This window comes from Paenibacillus wynnii (assembly GCF_000757885.1).
GTDB classification, from domain to species: Bacteria; Bacillota; Bacilli; order Paenibacillales; family Paenibacillaceae; genus Paenibacillus_AQ; species Paenibacillus_AQ wynnii.
Genome location: NZ_JQCR01000002.1, coordinates 573007 through 594900 on the forward strand (window position 1 = coordinate 573007; position 21894 = coordinate 594900).

Annotated in this window: 14 protein-coding genes and 2 pseudogenes; 2 read left to right on the forward strand and 14 right to left on the reverse strand. The window is 43.3% G+C overall.

Annotated features, from left to right (window positions below; genetic code table 11):
- The first annotated feature begins 45 nt into the window (after positions 1-45).
- Positions 46-1332, forward strand: coding sequence for an MFS transporter (locus PWYN_RS05240; protein ID WP_036649192.1), 1287 nt, complete (start codon positions 46-48; stop codon positions 1330-1332).
- Positions 1333-1562: 230 nt separating this feature from the next.
- On the opposite strand, the gene PWYN_RS05245 is transcribed toward PWYN_RS05240, so the two are convergent.
- The 13 genes and pseudogenes from PWYN_RS05245 to PWYN_RS05310 all read right to left on the reverse strand — a co-directional run bounded on the left by PWYN_RS05245 (position 1563) and on the right by PWYN_RS05310 (position 19103).
- Positions 1563-3146: an ATP-binding cassette domain-containing protein gene (locus PWYN_RS05245; protein WP_036649195.1), complete on the reverse strand. Its 1584-nt coding sequence runs from the start codon at positions 3144-3146 to the stop codon at positions 1563-1565.
- Between the two features lie 379 nt (positions 3147-3525).
- Positions 3526-4038: pseudogene (sigK, locus tag PWYN_RS05250) on the reverse strand (RNA polymerase sporulation sigma factor SigK); the annotation flags it as partial.
- A gap of 401 nt (positions 4039-4439) precedes the next feature.
- Positions 4440-5270, reverse strand: coding sequence for a hypothetical protein (locus tag PWYN_RS05255; RefSeq protein ID WP_036649198.1), 831 nt, complete (start codon positions 5268-5270; stop codon positions 4440-4442).
- A gap of 658 nt (positions 5271-5928) precedes the next feature.
- On the reverse strand, positions 5929-6666 hold the full coding sequence (locus PWYN_RS05260; protein WP_036649200.1) for a hypothetical protein: 738 nt from the start codon (positions 6664-6666) through the stop codon (positions 5929-5931).
- A gap of 1038 nt (positions 6667-7704) precedes the next feature.
- Positions 7705-8022: pseudogene (locus tag PWYN_RS05270) on the reverse strand (sigma-70 family RNA polymerase sigma factor); the annotation flags it as partial.
- A gap of 376 nt (positions 8023-8398) precedes the next feature.
- On the reverse strand, positions 8399-9610 hold the full coding sequence (locus PWYN_RS05275) for a copper amine oxidase N-terminal domain-containing protein (RefSeq protein WP_036649204.1): 1212 nt from the start codon (positions 9608-9610) through the stop codon (positions 8399-8401).
- A 177-nt stretch (positions 9611-9787) separates the two neighbouring features.
- Positions 9788-10318: an RNA polymerase sporulation sigma factor SigK gene (sigK, locus tag PWYN_RS05280; RefSeq protein WP_084146608.1), complete on the reverse strand. Its 531-nt coding sequence runs from the start codon at positions 10316-10318 to the stop codon at positions 9788-9790.
- Positions 10319-10685: 367 nt separating this feature from the next.
- Positions 10686-12794 (reverse strand): serine hydrolase domain-containing protein, encoded by a 2109-nt coding sequence (locus PWYN_RS05285; RefSeq protein ID WP_052087770.1) that lies wholly within the window; start codon positions 12792-12794, stop codon positions 10686-10688.
- 767 nt (positions 12795-13561) lie between these two features.
- On the reverse strand, positions 13562-14263 hold the full coding sequence (sigK, locus tag PWYN_RS05290; RefSeq protein ID WP_036649206.1) for an RNA polymerase sporulation sigma factor SigK: 702 nt from the start codon (positions 14261-14263) through the stop codon (positions 13562-13564).
- 698 nt (positions 14264-14961) lie between these two features.
- Entirely contained in the window at positions 14962-16062 is a 1101-nt protein-coding gene (locus PWYN_RS27860) for an acyltransferase domain-containing protein (RefSeq protein ID WP_052087771.1), read from the reverse strand.
- 87 nt (positions 16063-16149) lie between these two features.
- Positions 16150-17169 (reverse strand): Gfo/Idh/MocA family protein, encoded by a 1020-nt coding sequence (locus PWYN_RS05300; protein WP_036649208.1) that lies wholly within the window; start codon positions 17167-17169, stop codon positions 16150-16152.
- A gap of 46 nt (positions 17170-17215) precedes the next feature.
- Positions 17216-18229 (reverse strand): Gfo/Idh/MocA family protein, encoded by a 1014-nt coding sequence (locus tag PWYN_RS05305; protein WP_036649209.1) that lies wholly within the window; start codon positions 18227-18229, stop codon positions 17216-17218.
- Positions 18230-18254: 25 nt separating this feature from the next.
- Positions 18255-19103: a sugar phosphate isomerase/epimerase family protein gene (locus PWYN_RS05310; protein ID WP_036649211.1), complete on the reverse strand. Its 849-nt coding sequence runs from the start codon at positions 19101-19103 to the stop codon at positions 18255-18257.
- Positions 19104-19281: 178 nt separating this feature from the next.
- Here PWYN_RS05310 and PWYN_RS05315 point away from each other — a divergent pair, with 178 nt between their 5' ends.
- Positions 19282-20187 carry a helix-turn-helix domain-containing protein gene (locus PWYN_RS05315; RefSeq protein WP_036649214.1) on the forward strand — a complete coding sequence of 302 codons (906 nt, stop codon included), beginning with the start codon at positions 19282-19284 and terminating at the stop codon, positions 20185-20187.
- A 91-nt stretch (positions 20188-20278) separates the two neighbouring features.
- Here the strand turns inward: PWYN_RS05315 and PWYN_RS05320 are convergent, their stop codons facing one another.
- Positions 20279-21892 (reverse strand): response regulator transcription factor, encoded by a 1614-nt coding sequence (locus tag PWYN_RS05320; RefSeq protein WP_036649217.1) that lies wholly within the window; start codon positions 21890-21892, stop codon positions 20279-20281.
- Positions 21893-21894: the final 2 nt, after the last annotated feature.

Consider the following 21894-nt stretch of genomic DNA (forward strand, 5'->3'; position numbering starts at 1 on the left):
GGCTAGATTATATCTAATTTATTGGTTATAAGAAAGGGAGACAAGATGCAAACGACAAAAAAGAAAATCTATTACGGTTGGTTCGTAGTGCTTGCAGCTTTCATATGCACTCTCGCTTCAACCGGTCTGATGATTTACTCGTTCAGCTTATTTGTAGTACCGATGTCTAAGTCGCTGGATGTACCGAGGACTTCAATTGCTTTGGCTTCGTCAATCTTCACCATATGCATGGGCGTGGTCAGCGCCTACGTAGGCAGCCAGGTCACCAAGGGCAGGGTAAAGATGCTCATTCTCACAGGATTGATCTTGCTGGGGGGCGGAAATGCCCTAATCTCCTTCACGGACTCGCTCCCAGTGTTCTATGTATGTTATGCATTTATAGGCATCGGCAGCGCTTTGACAGGACCGGCAGTGACCAGTACCCTGGCGACAGCATGGTTCGATAAGCGCCGCGGCCTCGCGACAGGCATTATCAGCTGTGGTGCCAGCGTCTGTGCCATATTCGCACCATCCTTTCTCGCTGTCATCATGGACTCATCAGGGGTACGGACAGCTTATCTCGCTAACAGCGGGATCGTAATCGTCTTGCTTCTCATTGCGTTGCTGTTGGTGAAAACGAAGCCCCAGGACATCGGTCTTCTGCCTGATGGGCTAACCCAAGAGGAATTCGATAACTTACCTACCAAGAAACGCCCAACCCTCATTGGACTCACCCGCAGTCAGGCCATGAGAACTCCTGCCATGATTCTTGTTTGTATCGCATTTGCGGCGCTCGGCTTCGGACAGATCGGCGTCATGCAGAACGCGGCCGCTTATTTAAGCGACTTAACATTCAACACGCAAACTGTGGCATCGGCGCTCGGCTTCATCGGTCTATCAGGCGCCGTCAGCACAATCTTCTGCGGATGGTTGGCGGACCGTATCAATCCTAAGCTGGTATTCTGCCTTGGAAACACGCTGTTGCTTGTCGCTACCCTCATCCTCACCTACACTGAGCCGGATTCCGGGTACGGCTGGCTAGTCTCCTATGCCGTCCTGTTCGGCTTCGGCATGGGGATCTGGGCTTCTGCCGTTCCTCTCATCATTATAAAGCTGCTGGGTCCCATGAACTTCGGCGCTATCTGGGGAATTGCTTTCGCCATCCGGTCCATTTTTGGTGACACGGTTGGTGTCCCGACAATCTCGAGAATTGCTGAAACAGCGGGGTATAGGATAGCGTTCTGGGTCGCGATCATCCTCTTAGCCGTATCAGCAGTGCTCATCATTGTTGCCAAGAAGCCGAAGGTGTTTCTCGAGATGGAAGAAGCGGCTGGATTGGTGAATGTTCAGTAAGACTAGAAGATCATATAAAACGTTTTCATTTTATTCGAAGTTCTTGATAAAATATTTCCAAGTTTAAATGACAACTATTAATTTATTGTATTAACTCATCAGGAAAAATGTATTAATTTCGTTTTATTTATGTACTAATATTGGAAAAATACCAGTAACCCTCTTAATTAGAGATTTACTGGTATCTTACCTACTGGTGCTATTTTATAATTATTCCCCATTCTTCATAATCACTTTTTCTGGACAGATTCCTTCATTTCGCCAATGCTCATAGTTACAATTTCATCAAATTGTTCAAGATTATCAATCGACAAATTATGTGTAACCACTATGATGGTCTTATCCTTTAAAAGAAGGTCACGTTGCAATTTTGTAGAATTTTCTTTATCGATCGCTGAAAATGACTCATCAATTAGAATAATCTTCTTATTCATTGCAACCGTCCTTATCAGCTGAAGCATCTGCTTTTCGCCTCCGCTTAAATCTCTTGCATTTTTCTTTTTGGTGATGCTATTGATTTTATCGTTATTAAAATAATCCAATGCATTTTGTACGGACTGCTCCGCATAACTCCCAAATACAGTCGCATTATCTATAAATGTTGCATTGTAGGTATGTTCAAACTGATTGATACACGTCATAATTTTACAGGTATCAGCTCCCAGGATGGGTTTATCATCAATTAAAATTTCTCCACTATCGGGATTTACATACTGCATAAGAAGATTCAATATAGTGGACTTGCCCACTCCGCTTGGACCAACAATTGCATATTTTTTACCCTTCTTAAATTCATATGAGAAATTCTCCAGAGCAAAGTCTCCCAATCTAACAGAAACATCTATAAATTTGATAGTGGAATTGAAATTTATTTGTTCAGGTCTAGAATCATTCTTCTGATATATCAAAGTTAGAAGTTTTTCCTTCGCCTTTCTGGAAGCATTAACATTATTGATTTCTTTCAATAGGTAAGCCATAGGGAAGCAAAAGCTCTGTATATACCCCAAGACCGCAACAGCGATTCCCATTGTTATATGATGTTTATAAAGCATAAAGGCTATAGAGACAAATACAATCAGTTCTAATAAATACATGCTGCTTCCACTTAACACATTTGCAAAAGTCTTAAATAACCCAAACGCATATAGTTTACCTTCCGTATCATTTAGTGTTTTCTTTTGCCTATCTGAAATACTCCTCCTAGTGTCCTCATTAACGAACCGGAATCCGGAAAACAAATCTGTAATCATATCAATATAACCTGCCATGGCAGACAAATGATTGTTTTTTTTCTCAGCCAGACGGTTACCTGTTATTCGGGGCAAAATAATACTGAACAAAGAACTCAAAATTATAATTATTGCCAGCCGATAATCAAGTGTAACCAGAAAGAAAGCATACACACATAATTGTAAAATGGTCTGAATAATAGCAACAATACTCTCTATATATTGCTCACAGGTTTTTATATCATTATTAAAAATTGAAACATATTCAGGAACATCATAGTTCAGAAACTTTGTATAATCTTTATGTAGTATGGAATCAAATAAATCCTGTTTCACTAACAGGTTAAACCTTTGTTCAAGCTTCCATGCATGACTTTGACTTATATACTCAAACAACATTCCCACAACAATAGCACCAGCGTAAGCTAAAATTAAAACAACAATACCTTTTATCCCTTTAGAAAAGTCATAGTCGAATAATAATTTCAGTATGTATGGCATACTTGCCAGACCGATAATGGATATAAGAGCAGCAAGAATTTTTGTAAGTATAACGTACTTGAGTTTAAAAACGTAGTTTTTCATTTTGCCTCCTGCTTAAAATGAAAGGCAGTAAGAAAAACCCTTTCTTACTGCCTTTGTTTTTGTTATACCCAAGTTATCTTCGGTTACAGCGCCACAATGGACTTGCATTCTGTTTTATTATTTTTGTATGAATTCCGTTGATTTCATCTAACTCAATTATTGTGTATTTAAGGTAATGTTATCCATACCATTTTTTATCTTATACAGACTATTTCTATTTCTTTATCCTTTCCTTAGATCTTACATAAAAATTTTGTACCGCTAAAATTCCAGATCCGTATAATCTATCCATATAAAAACAAAAGCAACCTCTCCGTAGACAAGTCGCTTTTCAAACCATTTTTTTTAATGGGTACTGCTTTGTAATTGTCGTTCATCTTCAACGCTTCACCTTATAAAACTCATGATACAGCTTCATGAGCGCCCTTTTCTCTATTCTTGAAACATAACTCCGACTTATCCCCAGCTCCTTCGCAATCTCCCGCTGCGTCCGCTCTTCCCCGCCTGTATCCAACCCAAACCGTCCAACCACAACTTCCTTCTCCCGGTCGTCCAGAATATCAAGGTTCCGGTAGATTTTACTCTTCTCAATATTCAAATCCACTGTCAACAGCAGATCGTCCGCTCCCGAGCCCAAGATATCTATCAAAGTAATTTCATTTCCCTCTTTGTCCGTTCCAATAGGATCGTGCAGCGACACGTCCTTGCGGGTTTTCTTCAGTGAACGGAGATGCATCAGGATCTCATTCTCAATACAACGTGCAGCAAAAGTGGCCAGCTTCGTCCCTTTGTTGGGGCGGTAGCTTTCAATGGCTTTGATGAGTCCGATCGTACCGATCGAGATTAGGTCCTCCATGTCTTCGCCGGTGTTATCGAATTTTTTGAGGTTGTGGACACGATACGATGTAAATTATTCCAACTGTAGTAACCCGACTAATAATAAGGTGTGTGGCCCGGGACGGGTGAAAGACGGCTGCGTATCCATCTGCTGGCAGCTATACTTGAAACTTCATAGAGGTAATATTGCTATCGCCAGTTTCCTGTATATAGTGCTTTAGTGCTTGTTCGATATACGGATACAACCTATCCCCCATGATCCCAGTGTACACAGAATTGGAGTAAGGGACTTGTTACCTCTGACCATTTTTATAAATTAAGTATACTCCTTGGCATATTTCGTTTGCTTGTCGGTATCATCTTTAGTGTTTGCTAATAGGATTGTATATGTAAGCATCATCACTTAGACTCAGAAACTAAATCAGTTGTCATCGTAAAGCCCCTCCCAAGTTAAATTCAAAACACGATTTCACTAAGTGTAGAACATTCGGCTGCAACATAATCCGTAATAGTTAAATTCTCATTAAAGGCTTCAAGAGAGAAGGAGCATTCATCTACCTTATCCCGGCGTAAGGGAGTATCCCTTATTTTGTCGTTTTCCCTCATTTCAATCATGTTATTGTACTCTTTCACTTGAGCCTCATCGGTTAATGCAAGAGGAAAATACAGAGTTATAGTCCCCTCATCTATTTGGTTCTTGTTAAGGAGTTGAATCAGAGACTCAATATTACGCAATTTTTCTACATTCTCTGAATTCGGCTTATTCTCCACCTTCCAATAGGTAAACACATTGAATTGAAGGGGCTCATTCCGATAATCCGGCAAGTAATTTTGCCAATCGGATGTCTTTATATAAGGGATTTCGTATACTTCTGAGTAGTAGTTCGCGTCTTCGTAGTCAACGTCGTAATAATAGAGGCCCGTTGTTAAAACAGAATCCAGAATGGGGCCAAAGGATCGGTTAAGCACATAGTTTTCATGATAAACCTTTGACTTCTTATGATAGACATCAATATTGAATACGGTATCAGGACTATCATTTGGGTAGGCTTTCATGGTGGAAAACCCAAGAGTCTGCTTGAATAAAACTGTATCTTTTTTAACCGTAAAGGTTTCCCCATACTTATTCATTAAATGCTTTTCTGCTAACCGACTTTCTTTTTGCTCACTGTAAAACAGATTTTCGAACATCTGACTCCCCCCCAGCAGCAATAAGGGTAAGACGAAGATCAATACAATCACAAGACATGCTACAGCAATTCCAACGGATAGAGTTTTCACTTTCAACTCAGTTCTCCATTTCTAAATGAATTTCCCATAAACAATGACTCTCACTATCTATAATTTCGTTGTCCATCCTCTCCTTGATATTATTTTTTGTATAGGTACAGTACATGCCCGGTAAGATGTAAATTTGTTCTCACAGGAGAAGTACATGATCTTCGATCTTACTGCGTTCTTAGTTCTGATATGTAGCCTCACAAGTTACTTCCCATATTCGGCGAACTAAAACTACAGAATCCTTTTAAGGAAATTACTAACATATTTGTTATAACGATCATTGTCGAAATCTATTATTTTTCACAAAATTCTCTACTAATCTCAACTATTTAAAACAAAAACAAGCAACCACTATTCTCCCAGTAATTGCTTGCTAAAAATACGTTAGAAGTTCAATATTGAGCCAATGCTTAAATGGTATCTCTTTTTTAAATTTACAGCTTGAGATCAAACCACATCGTTGAATTACCGTTCTTTGACGCACCGTAAAATCCGTTCTCGAGTTTTGATCTAACACTTCAAGAACTTTCCAACTGGATTGTACACCTCTATAGTGGGGACTTTACTCCATTGCGGTTGGCATTTGTCCTTCATCTTGGTTCTTATAGATACTTTTACAAAGTTCCACATATTCTTAATCCGTGGCCATTTATGATTCCTCCTTTTAGTTCGTATTAATGCATTCACTGCTGGCAACGATGTCTTCCTCTGCCTGGATGTTTTCGTAATTATTAATCACACACGTACCGCCAAATTGCTCACTATGTTTTTCGTGATAATCATGGATATCCTGTTTCTGCATTCCCTCTAAATCAGGAGGATACATCATAGGGTATAAAACGAAATTCACCGCTCTTATTTGGTTAGTTTTAAAACTTTTAATTATGGAATAAATCTGAGTTCTGCTTGTTTTATCAGAAAACGCCAAATAGATATTAATGGTTACATCATGAGGATTCTTAATGAAAACATTGTCCCGATAGTCCTGATCCTTATTCGCCGATGATAGCGGAGAACTGGAAAATTCCACTTCATAAATAGTGTCGCCATTTACAAAGGGCGCTATCAAAGGGTTAGCCCAAGACCTTAAAAGATAATCATTTCGAGGTTCGCCACTTAATGTCTTAAACGTATTGAAAACAATATTATCTTTTACAGACAGCACCCTCCCCTCATACCCCTCATATAGCAACTTGGTTCCTTCAAAGGAAATAATCTTAAATGATTGATTATATCTTTCTTTTAGAAAACTGCGTGTTTCTCGTTTCGCTTCCCATTTATCAGAGAGGATTTCAGGCGTTAAAAAAACGCCGAAGAATAAAGGATTAATGACAAACAAATAAATTATAGGAACCAAAATGCATATAATTATCCAAAGAGGGACTTTCAGTCCGTTTTTCACTTAGAAACTCCTTTCTCAATTGCTGTGTTTCAAAATTCACCCCAACATTCTGTAAACCAATTAACTTTATCTCCCATCATTCCGGTTTCAGAATTGAGATATGCAAAAAACTTAATCTTTTCATTGCTTTGAAGATGTAAATTCAATTGATAGTCACTTGTATTCCAAGTGTATTCAATAGTGTCCACAACAAATTCTTTATGGTACTTATTTTCCAGATAGTTCAGCATGTTTGATTTTACTTGTGTTATCTGTCATTGATGGTTGTCGGAAACAACCTGACAATACTAGAATAAATGACAAAATTAATAGTAAACGAATTACAGTAGATTTCACGGCCTCACCTCAGCTTCAATAAAGTCAATAGCTCACCACATATACTGTGATCCAATCCATTTTATTTCTTTTGGTTATATTCTGAAAGACCAGCTTGTCTCCTTATGCTCCATACACAGAATGAGTTCAAGGTGATAATGATGAGCAGGGCTATTGATTAAAGGATATACGAGAACAAACATTTGAATAAATCAGGAAGCCCACGGGATTTCAGTAAGTAATAAATACCATTCCATGTTCATCAATAGCAATGAATGGCTTATTTGCTTTGATTTCCCTCTACTTGAACAACTGCTGTACTCATTTGTTTAACATCCTTTGTCTTTTAGTAAAATATACCTATGTAATATACCTCTAAATATTAGACAAATAGTACCATACACTTCACATCTATTTTTGTCGAATTATGCAATCAAGGAAAATATTTGTATGAATTGTGAGGGGATTATTAATATTTATTTCTGTACTCGTAAATAAATGTTTTAAACCGTATCAAAATAAGCTCCACCACGGGCATCTGTTGAAGAATAAGTATATGAAAATGAATAATAAGTAGTTTGGAGAAAACATATAAAAAAGCAAGCAAAGTCCGCATCAGCGGTGCTTGCTTACTTTTTTTGTGATTTACTGAGGATTTTTCAACTATTCGAAGCAGTCCAAGATTAGGTCAGTACTTGAAAGGACATCCCCCATTTTTTTCAGTTACCGCTTCACCTTATAAAACTCATGATACAGCTTCATGAGCGCTCTTTTCTCAATCCGCGACACATCACTCCGACTTATCCCAAGCTCCTTCGCAATCTCCCGCTGCGTCCGCTCTTCCCCACCTGTATCCACCCGAACCTCCCAACCACAACTTCCTTCTCCCGATCATCCAGAATCTCCAGGTTGCGGTATATCTTGCTCTTTTCAATATTATGATCTACTGTGAGCAGCAGATCATCGGCTCCTGAACCCAAAAATATTTATCAACGTAATTCCATTCCCCTCTTTATCCGTTCCAATGGGTTCGTGCAGCGAATAATAAGGATTTTTGATTCCAACTATATCGGCGATTTGATACGCCTTCCAGTCCGTGTTATTAAGTAGCTTTACTGCCTACTCCAAAACGTTTCGAAAGGATTAGTGTGGTAAGGGCGCTCTGTCGCCCAAATTCAGGGGTGGTAGCTTCTTTGTTTTGGGAGATCGACAATCTCCATTATGAACCAACCACTTTATCCAATGCCAAAACATGTACTTCTTTGTATGTCATCATAACGCTCCTCTATAGTAAAGTCTCTGATACCTCAAATCCTCCTTTCTCAGGAGAAAATTTTCAAAAAAAAGCAACTCATCCGCAGACAAGTCACTTATTAAAGCCGTATAACAGCAACTTACTCAGCGCCCTATCGAGTTTTCACAAAGAAAAAGCCAGCCAGAAATCAACGAATTCAAGTTTGCTATGTACAGTCCAGCGCCCATCTTCGGTTTTGTCCATACGCATCAATGTATCAACTTGAACCTTCACCAGCTTACCGTCATCATCCACATCTGTTTGCAGTTCAGACACATAAACAACAGCATGATCAGCAGACAAATAAGGAATAAAAGTTTCTGATGCGTCCTCCTTATTATAAAGAGACGATTGATAGCACAGTGCATTCTCATATCTCACACCGGCAGCTGCTTCAAATTCATTGATATAGACCGGTGAGGTCGATTGAAGAATGGCCGCAGCATTATCATCCTTCCAAGCCTGACTATATTTCTCCAGATCCGCCATAACCGAAGCAGCCTCTTTTGCCTTCAGAGCGACCGCAGCGCCTTCTTCTCTAGCACCTTCAGCCATCTCATATCGGGTATTCCCCATATAGAACCCGGATAGCTTCCAATCCTTCTTTTTTTTCGTGACAAGTAATGTGAAGTCGATTTCCCGATTAAAGACGGCGGATGAAGATACATAAGATACCTTTACAAGGGCATGATTTTCACTGAGATAAATAATATCGTTGACCTTAAAGCTGGAAGTCAGCAAGGGGAGGAAATTAAACGCCACACCAATCTCCGGTTCAAATCCTCTGTAATCCTCCCAGCCCGAGTCGCTGAAGATTTCACGTGTCGGATTGAATTGGCCTTCCTTGAAAAAGGCATCGAGTACAGGTGAGATTTCCTCCGATTTTTCAGATATTTTTTTCGTTAAGCGAATGATTTGCTCAGCTTTATTGAACTGTACCTTGTACCCTAATAGCTCACCAATGGAGCGGACAGGAATATGTGTCAGATTCCCGGTTCGCCGGACTGGCACCGAAAGCGTCCAATTCTTGCCTTTATATGATACCTTCTTGCTGTCTAACCATAGTGTAAGGAGCGGCTCAGATTCTCCGCCATCAAACACCTGAATTCTTCCTGTGTTGTGATCCAGCTCTACAGTCATTCCCAGAGACTCGAAAAAAAATCGATAGTAGATTAGAGCTGTTCCATTTTCCATGTACATAGAATCTAAACTGACCAGCGTCACACCATTGATCTCAATATAAATGTCGGGATTTTCTGTTGCGGCGAAGCTTGGTTTGGAGATCACCAAAAACAGCATGCAAGCCAACAAAAAAATAAAAACTTTTTTATTCATAGTACTTCTCCCTTCGAATCTCTCACGATCCGAATAGTACCACAGGACCACTAAATACTTTGTCGAACTTTGTATTCCCATTAAAAAAGTTGAAGAAAAAAGGGGAGGACCCAAAGCCATGAAATGGTTACTTGGATCATCCCCTTGTTGTTTTAAATAAGATCAATGCTTGTCAATCTACCGCTTCACCTTATAAAACTCATGATACAACTTCATCAGTGCCCTTTTCTCAATCCTCGAAACATAACTCCGGCTTATCCCAAGTTCCTTAGCAATCTCCCGCTGCGTCCGCTCTTCCCCGCCAGTATCCAGCCCAAATCGTCCAACCACAACTTCCTTCTCCCGATCATCCAGTATCTCTAAATTCCGATATATCTTGCTCTTCTCAATATTAAGATCTACTGTGAGCAGCAGATCGTCGGCTCCAGATCCCAATATATCTATCAACGTAATTTCGTTACCCTCTTTGTCCGTTCCAATGGGATCGTGCAGCGACACGTCCTTTCGGGTCTTTTTCAACGATCTTAAGTGCATGAGGATCTCATTTTCAATACAGCGTGCAGCAAAAGTGGCCAGCTTTGTCCCTTTGTTGGGGCGGTAGCTTTCAATGGCTTTGATGAGTCCGATTGTGCCGATCGAGATTAGGTCCTCCATGTCTTCGCCGGTGTTATCGAATTTTTTGAGGTTGTGGACACAATACGATGTCATTTAATAAAGCAACTTATATTGCAACATTAAATATATTCAAATTCAATTTCTACAATTGACATTGAACTGGAACTGACTCTGCTTTTAAACTTCTCTTCAGCCTTCCCTTGATGACCTCTACGGTTACCATTTCGTCAATAACTTTATATCATTTCATTTAATCTCCTAAGTTCTTCGTTCCAGCAATGCTCATCACTTAACTCACCAGTATGTTCGACCATGTAAACTAATTAAAAAAGGCGCCCCTTATAATATTCATCGGTTCACCCTTAGGGGTGTTTATAATGTCCTATAAGGGGTACATTTCATCTCAGCAGAAGGTGGTTTTTGTTCCTATATGAGATTGATGGAAATATACCATTTCCTTCTAATACTTTAAATTATCCGCGAGCAACATCGTGAACAACAGAGCCGCAAGCTCCTGCTTGTTTAAATCCCGCTGCGAGCCATAATCGAAGGAACCGTTCGATTCGGTCACCTCCGGACCGTGAAGCTTCAAGTTCATAACAGATTTGACGGCATCGACGGCCCACTTTGACGTGCCGGGCGCGAGCGCAACCGTGGGATCTGGCACTTTAAGTCCTAATCCCGCGACAAGTCGGATGAGGATGACGGCAGCCTCTTCGCGGCGGATCGGACGGTCCGGTTCGAACAAGCCGCCCCCGGTTCCATTCAGTAGGCCTATCTCCGCAGCCACTTGAATATCTTTTCGGTACGGAGAATCTTCAATGTCTGTGAACGAAGACGGGTTGACTGATCCCTGAATACTTAATAATGCGGTAACCGCATGGATAAACGCTCCGCGTGTGACTGCTTGTAGTGGTTGAAACGGCTTTGACGGATCGTCTGTCAAGTAACCAAACGACTGCAAGCCGAGTATGTAACTAGCATACGGATGATCGACCGCTATGTCTGGAAATCCGGCCGAATCCTCCGACATTTTGGCTGCATAGGTGACGTAATTAGTGTATTTCAGGTAGATGATGCGGCCGTCGGCATCCGTCTTGAATGCGAGTGGCTTGCCCTCTTCATCCAAGAACAATAGATCGTTCACCTGCTTTAGCTCGTGGCGACCGTTTAAGTTACTCACGATCAGGACACCTTTACCTGCGGCTTCTACTTTGGCAAGAAATTTGTACCGTAAATCGGAATACAGGCCTTCGAATTTAGCAAGATCGTCTTCGGACTGCGGCTTGAAGTCCTTCGGTCCGAACGTAGATTTGCCACCAGCATAATAATGATCCATAAATGCGGTAAACAGGTCAACGCGCAGCTCCTCATTCATACTGTATGAAACGAAGACACCCGTTTTGCGGTCTGGCAGCAGCCACAGCAACGAACTGAAACCGAGAAGATCGCCACCTTTGGAGATTACGTATTCTCCGTTCGTTTTGGACTGAACAACAGGCGCTTCAAAGCCGTATGTCGTATCCGGCCAATCTGGATGGATGGCCATGTGGTAGGTCGACATCGCCTTCACCGATTCGGGCGACAGGATAACGGTGCCGTTAGCCGTCCGGCCATCATTCAGCAAAGTTTTCATAAACAGCGCCATATCGGAGGCGGTCGAAATCATGCTGCCCTCTGGCCACTCACTCGGTGAGAAATAGTACACCGGAATGGCATTACCCTCCACATCGTAAGAAGTTGCGAGCCGTCCTACCAAATCCTTAGTCAGGCTAAAGCTACTGGAGGTCATGCCGAGCGGTTGGAACAGATGCTTTTGTATATAGCTCCCGAAGGGCTCTCCGCTTACCTGCTGGACGATGTATCCTTGGAGCTCAGCTGCGAAGTTATCGTACATGTAAGACGTTCCGGGCTTGCGAACGACTGGCGGGAACTGATTGAAGATGTTTTCTTTCAGCGAGATCGGCTTCTGGGAAGCATCGGCCAGGAAGTTGGCATCTGTAGATTCGCGCACTTCAAAACCGGTCGTATGTGTCAACAGATCCCCGATCGTGACAGGTATATCGAAAGGATTGGTTACTTTGAAACCATTCAGGTACTTTTCAATGTTATCCTGAAGCGAAATTTTCCCTTGATCTACGAGTTGCATGACGGCAGTTGCCGTGAACACTTTGGAGACGGATCCAATCCGGTAGGTGGTCTTACTTGCGTCTATCGGCGACTTCGACGTTTGGTCGATTGCACCGTAGCCTTTGGATACGAGCACTTTCCCGTCTTGAACAACGGAAACCGTAATGGACCCGGCCTTTTGTTTGATGGCATCCTTGGCAAAAAAAGCATCCAGGAACGCCTCGACTTCCTTGGCTTCACGAGGTCCGCTCGTAAAATCTTCCGAGGCCGCGGCCTCCTCAGATAACGGAAGTGCGGTGCTATCGAGTGAGGCAAGTTGTTTGACGGCGACAGACGGATTTGATTGCTGCTGCGCGTGCGCGCTTGTTTCTGCAACAAGACTGAGCACCAGCAGAGCGGTCAGGATGCGGATCGTGCGGTGGGTTCGTTTCTTGTCCAACTAAAAACCTCTCCTTGCTTTCATATAATTTCAACTTGTTGTAACCAACAATAATCATAACTCGGACTAGAGCAGTTGTATTCAGACTTGGGGCGGGTTGTATTTAAGACTTGAGGCGGGGCTTAATATAGACTTTAGGTGTGGTTACGAAGTCAGTTGGAGGAAGTTCGTCAGATCCAAAAAAGGCACCCCCAGGTATTCACCAACTGAAATGTATTCTGTCGTATTAAACCATATTGCGTTAAATCTATCGTTCTGATCTTTAGTTGAAGTGATAATAAGTGCATTTTATCTTCTTTTTTCACAACGAAACCAATCACACTCCTATCAACTTCTTGGGGCTACCACTGTTACCTTAATCTCAGAATGTGTGATTAGGATTTATCAGATTGATTGTATCTTGGTAAGAAGCATTAAAGATAGCACACAAAAATTTGGCACACTGCAAACCAGTTTTCACACCGTCTTTACAGAGCATCTTTTAAAAACTAAAGAAACCCAAAAGATTCGTACACCCTATAGGTTTCTATGTTTTTTCACTTTTCAATACACCGCCTTATAATATTCGCTTCTTCCTTAAAGTGAATGTTACATGCCTGTTTAATAGAGAATGTGTCTATATAAAAGAGAAGCTTCACCAAATATACTAGAAAGCACGAATCTCTACGGTGATTTCCTTAGTTTGTTCATGATACAGAAACACAAATAGCCTGTAGAAAGAGAGATTAATATCTCATCTCTACAAGCTATTATCCTAAATCTCCAACTTATCTTTTCACCTTATAAAACTCATGATACAGCTTCATAAGCGCCCTCTTCTCTATCCTTGACACATAACTGCGCGAGATCCCCAGCTCCTTAGCGATTTCCCGTTGCGTCCGCTCTTCCCCGCCTGTGTCTAGCCCGAACCGTCCAACTACAACTTCTTTCTCGCGGTCGTCTAGAATATCCAGATTGCGGTATATTTTACTCTTCTCAATATTCAAATCCACTGTCAACAGCAGATCGTCCGCCCCAGAACCCAAAATATCTATCAAAGTAATTTCATTTCCCTCTTTGTCCGTTCCAATAGGATCGTGCAGCGAGACGTCTTTGCGGGTTTTCTTCAGTGACCGGAGGTGCATGAGAATTTCATTCTCGATACACCGAGCGGCAAAAGTGGCCAGTTTTGTTCCCTTGTTAGGGCGGTAGCTTTCAATGGCTTTGATGAGTCCAATCGTTCCGATGGAGATTAGGTCCTCCATATCTTCGCCTGTGTTGTCGAATTTTTTTACTATGTGGGCTACGAGACGAAGGTTATGCTCAATTAACTTATTGCGGGCTTGGGCATCTCCCTCTGCCATCCGACCTAAGCAGCGGCTTTCTTCTTCCTCCGTGAGCGGTTGTGGAAACGCATTGTTTCGAACATATGACACCAGCAGTGTCAATTCTTTAATCAGCAGTGCTATGGTGCTTATTATTCCGGGCACTTAGCGACACCTCCCGCACATGTACAATGAAACCGTTCCATCAGAGTCTAGGGTTCATGGTCTCTTTAATGTATGTGGGCAATAGCCTAGATGTGCCTGTACGTTGGAAAAACTAAGCCCCAAAATAACTTTGTTGTTGCTCATCCTTTCACAAACCTACTTGATTTTAAAATGTCTCCACAAAGTCATTATTTACTTCCTATATTAGTTGAACTTAGAACCTATCCACTTCGGATCTGGTTCACAACTGCGGTGATTGTTGGACTTCAGGCCGCTGTTGTAGCCAAATTGCAGCAGCTAGATCGGGTGAAGAACGCTATGCGGACTACAGATCCCTTATTGTCTATAAATTACTCGCTAAGTAAGTTATGCGGACACCGATGCCGTTATTTACGAATACTGGGCTATTTATAGCCTAATTCTTGTAAATAGGGTCTCCTGAGTCCGCATAGATAAGGAATTCAGTTAAATGGAGCAAATAGCGTCCACTGGGTCCGTATAGCTCGCGCATTCATCTTAAGAAGATATCCACGCGTGTTCATACATCCAGAAAAAACACTTTACTATATAAATCCAACTTTATAATTAGAGAAAATCCCCCTCCGTTACAACAATCCTTTTTGTCAGTTTCTCAAGTTCAATCTATAATAGTTACCTTTTAAAATCGCAGACTGGTTATTACCCCTAAGTTATTGCGCTTAATTAACCCGCCGCAGTTTAAACCCGCTTCCGCCACAGAAGGATACCCCTTGTTCCATAGCGTCAAGGACACTGCTCCTTAAGGTCGTATCCCGGGGTGCCTCTGACAGCTTTTCCGGTCTGCTGCCGAACACCCGCTCCATCATTTGGTCGTCATTGGAATATTCGGGAACCAAATGAAATTCGCTCTGAAAATTAACGATATTGGAGGATTCCGGCAATACTTTCCTAAGCTGGGGGCTCAGCAGCCACGATGTGCAGACAAAGGCCTTAAAGTCCTCTCCAATCCCATTCTCTTTAAAAAAAGTCTCCGCCATGTCGTAGGATACCGAACAATCAGCTTCAGACAGGGAGCCCCCTTCCGGGATATGGATGTCCAACACCAAGTTTCCTTCCTCAAGAAGAAGCTCCCATGCCTGCTTCTCCAGCTGTATCGTTTCGGGGTCTGCTTCTCCTCCCTCAAGAATGCGGTGTCCTGTCACATGTAATTCAGTCTCATGGAAGACAGATTCCCAGCCTTCCTCGGTGCCCACCCGACCAAAGGCTTCCTTAACCTTTCCGTCTCGGCGAAATGAAACTCCAGGTCCAGACAAAATGGCAAGCTCGCCGCTTTCCCTGTGGCGGTACACCTTAATTCTTCCCATATAGTTTGTGGGCATAAATTGAAGCCTTCCCAACTTGAAAAGCCTTCCGCTCAAATGATGGATGAGCCACCCGACCTCACTTATCCCCCATTCCCCATACCTCTTCCGGTGTTGCTCCATCCACACCCGAAAGTCAGATAAAGTATCTACTAAAATAGTCTGAGAGATCCCCCGGGTTTGGTACCACTCAGTTAACTGTGGTACACAGGAACCTAATACAACGGCAGCAAACATCCCTTTCTCCGGCATGAGTTTCTTCAAGCAATCGGCGACCACCTCCCAGCTTTTACCCCCACGCTGCAGCATTTCGTGGAGCGAGATTGCCCTTGTCTGTAGACCGTGATCGGTGTTGATTCGTTCGGTTTCCTCCCGGTACACTTGCAACGCCGTCTCCGGCAGTCCTAATAGATGGTTGATGTCGTCCACAAACGATTTCTCCAAAAATGCATATGGCATGTTTATATCCCTCTTTTTGTAAAAAGTTTAGACCGAAAAGAGCCCATCATAGAGACATTGGCAGCATCTGCTCGTGGGCCCTTTTCACTATGTGCACTTTATGGTCATCCCATCTAGAATGGCTTGGTCCGCCATAAGAGCAATCTCCATCGCGCGGTAAGCTTCGTCCATAAGAGGCCTGGATGAAAAATTGTTCTCGATCATGGACAGGAAATAGTCCAACTGGGCGCCGGTCGGCTTCTCAGAGAAATCTATATTCAACTGCCGAACGGTTCCCGTTCTGTAGTCCTCATATTCTACCATGTTCCCCAGATGCTGCACTTCCTGAGGTCGGTCGCATTTATAGATGATTCGGATCCGTCCGGCTGGACCCATAAACTCCTTTCGGTTGTCGGAGGGCATACCTCTGCCCCATCCCGTTTCGAAAGAGCCGACAGAACCGTCTGACAGTCGGAGCGTAATAAGCCCGTAATTGTACGTGTAAGGCGGAACATCATCATCCAGCCGCTGCCCGATGCCATTAACGCTCAGGATGTCCGCCCCGGTGGCCCAGCGCATCACATCGATATAATGAACCCCGCAGTCCACAACCGGTGATGCATCCTTCAAGAGGGAAAGATGGGTCGCCCAATCCATGGACCGCTTCAACTGGGTGAAACGCATGACCATCGGGGATCCGACAGCTCCGTCATGAATCATCTTCATGACAGTCTGGTAAGTGCTATTGTGTCGCAGGATGTGGCCAATCAGTACTTTCGGCTTGGACTCCCTAGCCATCTTCATGAACTCCAACGTCTCCTTGGCGCTCTTGGCGATAGGCTTCTCGCATAAAACATGCTTGCCGGCGGCAATACTTGCTTTTGCGATTTCCAGATGGGATGACGGATACGTGGCGATAATAACGAAATCCACATCGTTTCGCTCAATGAGGAGGCGATAATCGTTGCTCCAGCATGTAGCCCCGTATTTATGAGCAACTTGTTCAGCCTTCTCCTTGTTCCAATCCACAACCCCCACCAATCGGACCCGCTCATGGCGTACAATGGCGTCCAAATGGAGGGATCCCATATATCCGCAGCCGATCAATACCACTCCGTACTTTTTCATGATGGATCATACCTGCCTTGTTCACCCTCAAAGGGTTAATCTGATCTTATTCAATCGTAATCCAGGCGCCTTCCTGAGCTGCAGATTTGCTCTCTGCCTGAACCACAGCAAGGGTCTCGGCAGTACTCTCCGGCGTGCACACTTCGATCGGCTGTTCATTATGGACAGCATTCAGGAAATACACCAGCTCATTATAATATCCGTTATCTGAGGACATCTCCGCTGTAAACCCGGTTGCTTCATTAGGATTTACCTTCACAACCGATCCATCAAAAATGATATTACCGCGTTCGAAATTGACCCGGTAGCCCATATAGAAGCCAAAATCACCCTCAAGTGTCCAATCTGCCTGGGCATTAATCACCTTGCCGTCCGTGTAGTAATAATGACTCGATACAATGTCATTACCTGCGCCGGGAATCACATTGCGTCCCAAGACGGATACACGAGTCGGCTTGCCGAAAAGGTACTGAATCATATCCGTATCATGGATATGCATATCGAGCAGACAGCCTCCGCTCAGCGATTCATCAAGGAACCAACCTTTCGGAGCGCCTGATCCTCTGTAGAAGTAGCCTTCCGTTACCGCGCCATAACGACCATCGGACACACATTCCTTCAGGTACTGGTAGGCTGGCCAGAAGCGAAGACACTGCCCGATCATCAGCTTATTGCCGGTTCTGACGGCGGTTTCGGCCATTTTTTTAGCATCTTCTGCATTCAGCGCCATCGGCTTTTCGCACATCACATGGTAGCCTTTCTCCAGCAGGTGGCAGCTCATCTCGGCATGAAGATAAGTAGGAACGGCCAGATCGATAATATCCAATTCTTCCGCCGCAATCATTTTCTCAAAATGGTCGTAGAGATTGTAAGGAGTCAGATCATATACTTCCTGCGCCGTTGCCATGTTGCCGCTGGCTTTTCCATCCTTCAGCTCATCAATCCGAATATCGCAGATCGCTTTTAGTTCAATGGCGTAGCCTTCTGATTTAAGGCGGGTATAGTTGTCAAAATGCATACGGCCCATAAAGCCGAAGCCGACTAATCCAATTTTTAGCATGGACTGTTTCCTCCTAAGTAGAAAGTTATAGTACCGTGCGTCCCAGGATAACATCCATGGAAGCGGAGGTATTAAAAATGATTTGCTCGGTATGGTGGTTATAATTAGGAATCATTTCGGCCGTCACATAACCGTCATAGCCAATGTCCTTGAAGGCCTTCATTACGGCCGGGTAATCCACATCGCCTGCTAGCAAATCGACGAAACCGTGCAGTCCGCCTGCCTGACGGCGGTAGTCTTTAAAGTGCACCTTCTTGATTCTATTGCCCAGAATGCGGATCCAATGTTCAGGGTAACCGGAATGCACCACATTACCTACATCGAAATAGGAGCCTACGTAAGGAGACCCTACAGTGTCGATAAACTGGCGGAGTTCCAGCGGAGAAAGCAGGAATTTGTTCCACACGTTCTCAATCCCGATCGCAACTCCCGATTGTTCCGCAGCAGGAGCCAATTTGCGCATTGCTTCCAGCGCGCGGTCATAAGCCTTCTCATAGTCAATGACATCACAGCCGGGGATAAAATCAACGCCTACAGCTCCCGGAATGACTAGAATCGCATCCGATCCCAGTGCAGCCGCCGTTTCCAGCTGCTTTATACAGATATCCATCGCTTTGTTACGTACCTCTTCAGAGTCGCTGGTCATCCAGTTGGCCCAGTACAGTCCGGTAGCCAGTCCGCTAATCTCAAGACCCAAGTCGGCTATATTCTGGCGCAGTGCCATAGCTTCCTGCTCTGTCGTTGCAAGCCCCAATTCTCCCGATTCGTTCAGGGACAGTTCAATACCGTCGAAGCCCGCTTTTTTAGCCAGCTTCGCGCATTCCAGGATCGGCCTTCCCTCCGGGAACGACCAGATGTTAATACCCTTCTTCATGTGCACGCCTCCACTTCATTTGTGAAATTCTTGAATTTCAAGTATGACGACTCATCATTGTGAAGAATTGTTCTTACCTGTATTATAGTAAATAAAATGATTGATTTATTTAGTTAATGAAGATACTTTTTGGACTATTCCGTTATTAATCATCCATTTATCGGGAGGTGTTAGACCCATGAGGCAAGATCCCGGCTACCATCCGGTCCGCAAGCAAATCCCCTTTCAGGAATGGTCCCCCTCCATCCACTATGCGCAATTCCAAAACATTGCTCCGCAAGTCTTTCCCGGCAGAAAGCTGTACGATTTTGAGCTTCTTTACTTGTGTCACGGCCAATTATCCGTCGCCATGGAACATAAAACCTTTTATTTAACCCCGGGACAGCTGATTGTCCTGCCTTCCGGCGTCTATCACCGGAACGAAACGGCTGCTCTTCCTACTACTAAAATGATCGGAATCCATTTCGACTTCTTCGGCGAATTAAATGTTACTGGAGAGGAGGATATGGTCGTTTACGAGGGAAACGCACAAGAGGACAAGTTTGCCGTGGAGGCAGTGGATTCCACCTGTTCGCCGCTGACGGAGGATCCGGTATACACCCCTTCGCATGACTGCATCCAGTCCATGGAGGATCTGGTCCGGGAATTTACCATGCGCCCTTTGGGCTATCAATTGGTTTGCAGAGGACTAATGCTGAATATCCTAGCGTACCTGATCCGCAGCCAAGTAACGCGTAGAATTACGGACGCAACCGTTCATGGACAACGCATAAAGGTGCTGATGCGAGAGATAGAAAGTAACCCAACAGTGGCTTGGACCAATCCCGTTCTTGCGAAACGCCTCGGCATGAGTGAAGATTACACCTCCAAGCTGTTCCGCCAGATCGCTGGAGTGCCGCCGAGTGAATTCCTTCGCTCTATCCGGCACCGCGAGGCACGCAAACTGCTGCAGGAGACGGATTGGTCCATTGGGCTTGTTGGAGAACATGTCGGCTATCCCGATATACATTACTTCAGCAGAGTTTTTACCGCCGTGGAAGGGATTTCGCCACGAGAGTACCGTAAACTGTCGCGGGTGCTGTAAGTTCCGCGATACGAAATCGATAAGCACTAAAAAACAAAAGCAACCCATCCGAAGATAAGTCGCTTTCTTAATCCTGTTTTGTAACTCGTCCTTATAAACTGTTCTTAAACTCTTGCGGCGTCATCCCATACTGAACTTTAAACAGCTTAATAAAATACTGCGGTTTCTGATAACCGATTTCATGCGCAACTTGGCTTATCTTCAAATCCTTGTGCTTCAACAATTGAACCGCCTTCTCCATTCGCAAGCGAAGCACGAAGTTTGAGAAATTCTCTCCAGTTTCCTGTTTAAATAAGTTAGATATATACACCGGATGCAAATTCACATGATCCGCAACCGCTTGAAGAGTGATAACCTTTATATTCTCTTGGATAAATCGACGGATCCGTTCCATCAAGTTAGAGCGTATATTGTCTAATCGGCTGTCGCTGTAAGCTTTGATTTGGACATAACTGCTGAATGCCCAATCTTTTAGCGGCTCCAAGCTCCAACTGGAATCAATTTTCAGCATTTTCTCGATATCCCTTCCAAACACTTCAAAGATCCGCTTCCCTTTTTTATGCAAGTAATAGGAATAGGCTTGCAGCAAAGTAACATAGATTTCAACCCCGAACTCACGGGCTCCACTACTTGCACCTTCTAACTCATCAAAAATGCGGATCAGCTTATCCTCAAATGCTGTCCACTGCTCAATATCAATTAACTCTAATAAAGTCTGAGAACGATAGAGTTCTGCGAGCGGCTGGATTTCAAAAGCTTCTTTCTTCTGTCTCACATGAAAAAAGCTTTCTGTCTGGTAACCTATATAATCGGTATATATCGATAAAGTGGAGTAGTACAAGGAAGACAGGTCTTTCGGGAATCCTCCCCAATTGCTTAGTACAATAGAAACTTTCGATTTCAAATATAATTTGATTTGATGCTGGGAGAGCCTGGCCAAGTCTTCCATGATTGCAGAGCTGTCATTGTCGGATGGTTCTACGTAATTGTCTTGAACTAGAAAAACCAAATAATCATGCGCATCTTTACAATGCATCACATGAAATTGATTTGAAAAAACTTCTTCTACGATGTTAATCATAGCGTATTCGATCAATGAGAGACTATAAAGATCCGTATTCGAATAATCCTCCTCTACTCGCATACATAAGAGGATAGCGTCCTTTTCAAAAGAAAAGGGAAGCCCATACAGATGAATCTTGTCCTTCAAATCAGATAAAGGAGTTTTTTTGCCGGATATTAAGTCAAACAGTAGCAACTCTCTTAATTTGGGTAAGCTTTCCTGGAAACGGTAAACAAATTTCTGTTGATTGAGTAGCTCGTTTCCTTCCTTTGTAATCTTATCAATAATACTTCGAAGGGTTTGCTCCAATTCTTCGTTCGATACCGGTTTCAATAGATAATCGCATACTTGGTGTTGAATGGCTTCCTGTGCATATTGAAATTCATCAAATCCGGTTATAATAACAGCTTTCGTGTTTTTCCATTTCTGATTGATTCTGGCGATCAATTGTAGTCCGGTCATTCCGTTCATCTGGATATCCGTCACGACAATATCAACGGAACGGTAATTCAGCAGCTCCAGAGCCTCCTCGCCGGAATATGCCTTATAGACATTGGTGATCCCCATTTGCTCCCACGGAAGTCCAATCGCCAAACTGTCAACCAAATGTGTATGATCGTCCACAATCAATATTTCGTACATCC

Bases quoted from the DNA above. Each gene is read 5' to 3' on its own strand.
- PWYN_RS05240 (WP_036649192.1), top strand. From the start codon at position 46: ATGCAAACGACAAAAAAGAAAATCTATTACGGTTGGTTCGTAGTGCTT.
- PWYN_RS05305 (WP_036649209.1), bottom strand. From the start codon at position 18,229: ATGCTAAAAATTGGATTAGTCGGCTTCGGCTTTATGGGCCGTATGCAT.
- PWYN_RS05300 (WP_036649208.1), bottom strand. From the start codon at position 17,169: ATGAAAAAGTACGGAGTGGTATTGATCGGCTGCGGATATATGGGATCC.
- sigK (WP_084146608.1), bottom strand. From the start codon at position 10,318: ATGACATCGTATTGTGTCCACAACCTCAAAAAATTCGATAACACCGGC.
- PWYN_RS05275 (WP_036649204.1), bottom strand. From the start codon at position 9,610: ATGAATAAAAAAGTTTTTATTTTTTTGTTGGCTTGCATGCTGTTTTTG.
- PWYN_RS05310 (WP_036649211.1), bottom strand. From the start codon at position 19,103: ATGAAGAAGGGTATTAACATCTGGTCGTTCCCGGAGGGAAGGCCGATC.
- PWYN_RS27860 (WP_052087771.1), bottom strand. From the start codon at position 16,062: ATGCCATATGCATTTTTGGAGAAATCGTTTGTGGACGACATCAACCAT.
- PWYN_RS05320 (WP_036649217.1), bottom strand. From the start codon at position 21,892: ATGTACGAAATATTGATTGTGGACGATCATACACATTTGGTTGACAGT.
- PWYN_RS05315 (WP_036649214.1), top strand. From the start codon at position 19,282: ATGAGGCAAGATCCCGGCTACCATCCGGTCCGCAAGCAAATCCCCTTT.
- PWYN_RS05245 (WP_036649195.1), bottom strand. From the start codon at position 3,146: ATGAAAAACTACGTTTTTAAACTCAAGTACGTTATACTTACAAAAATT.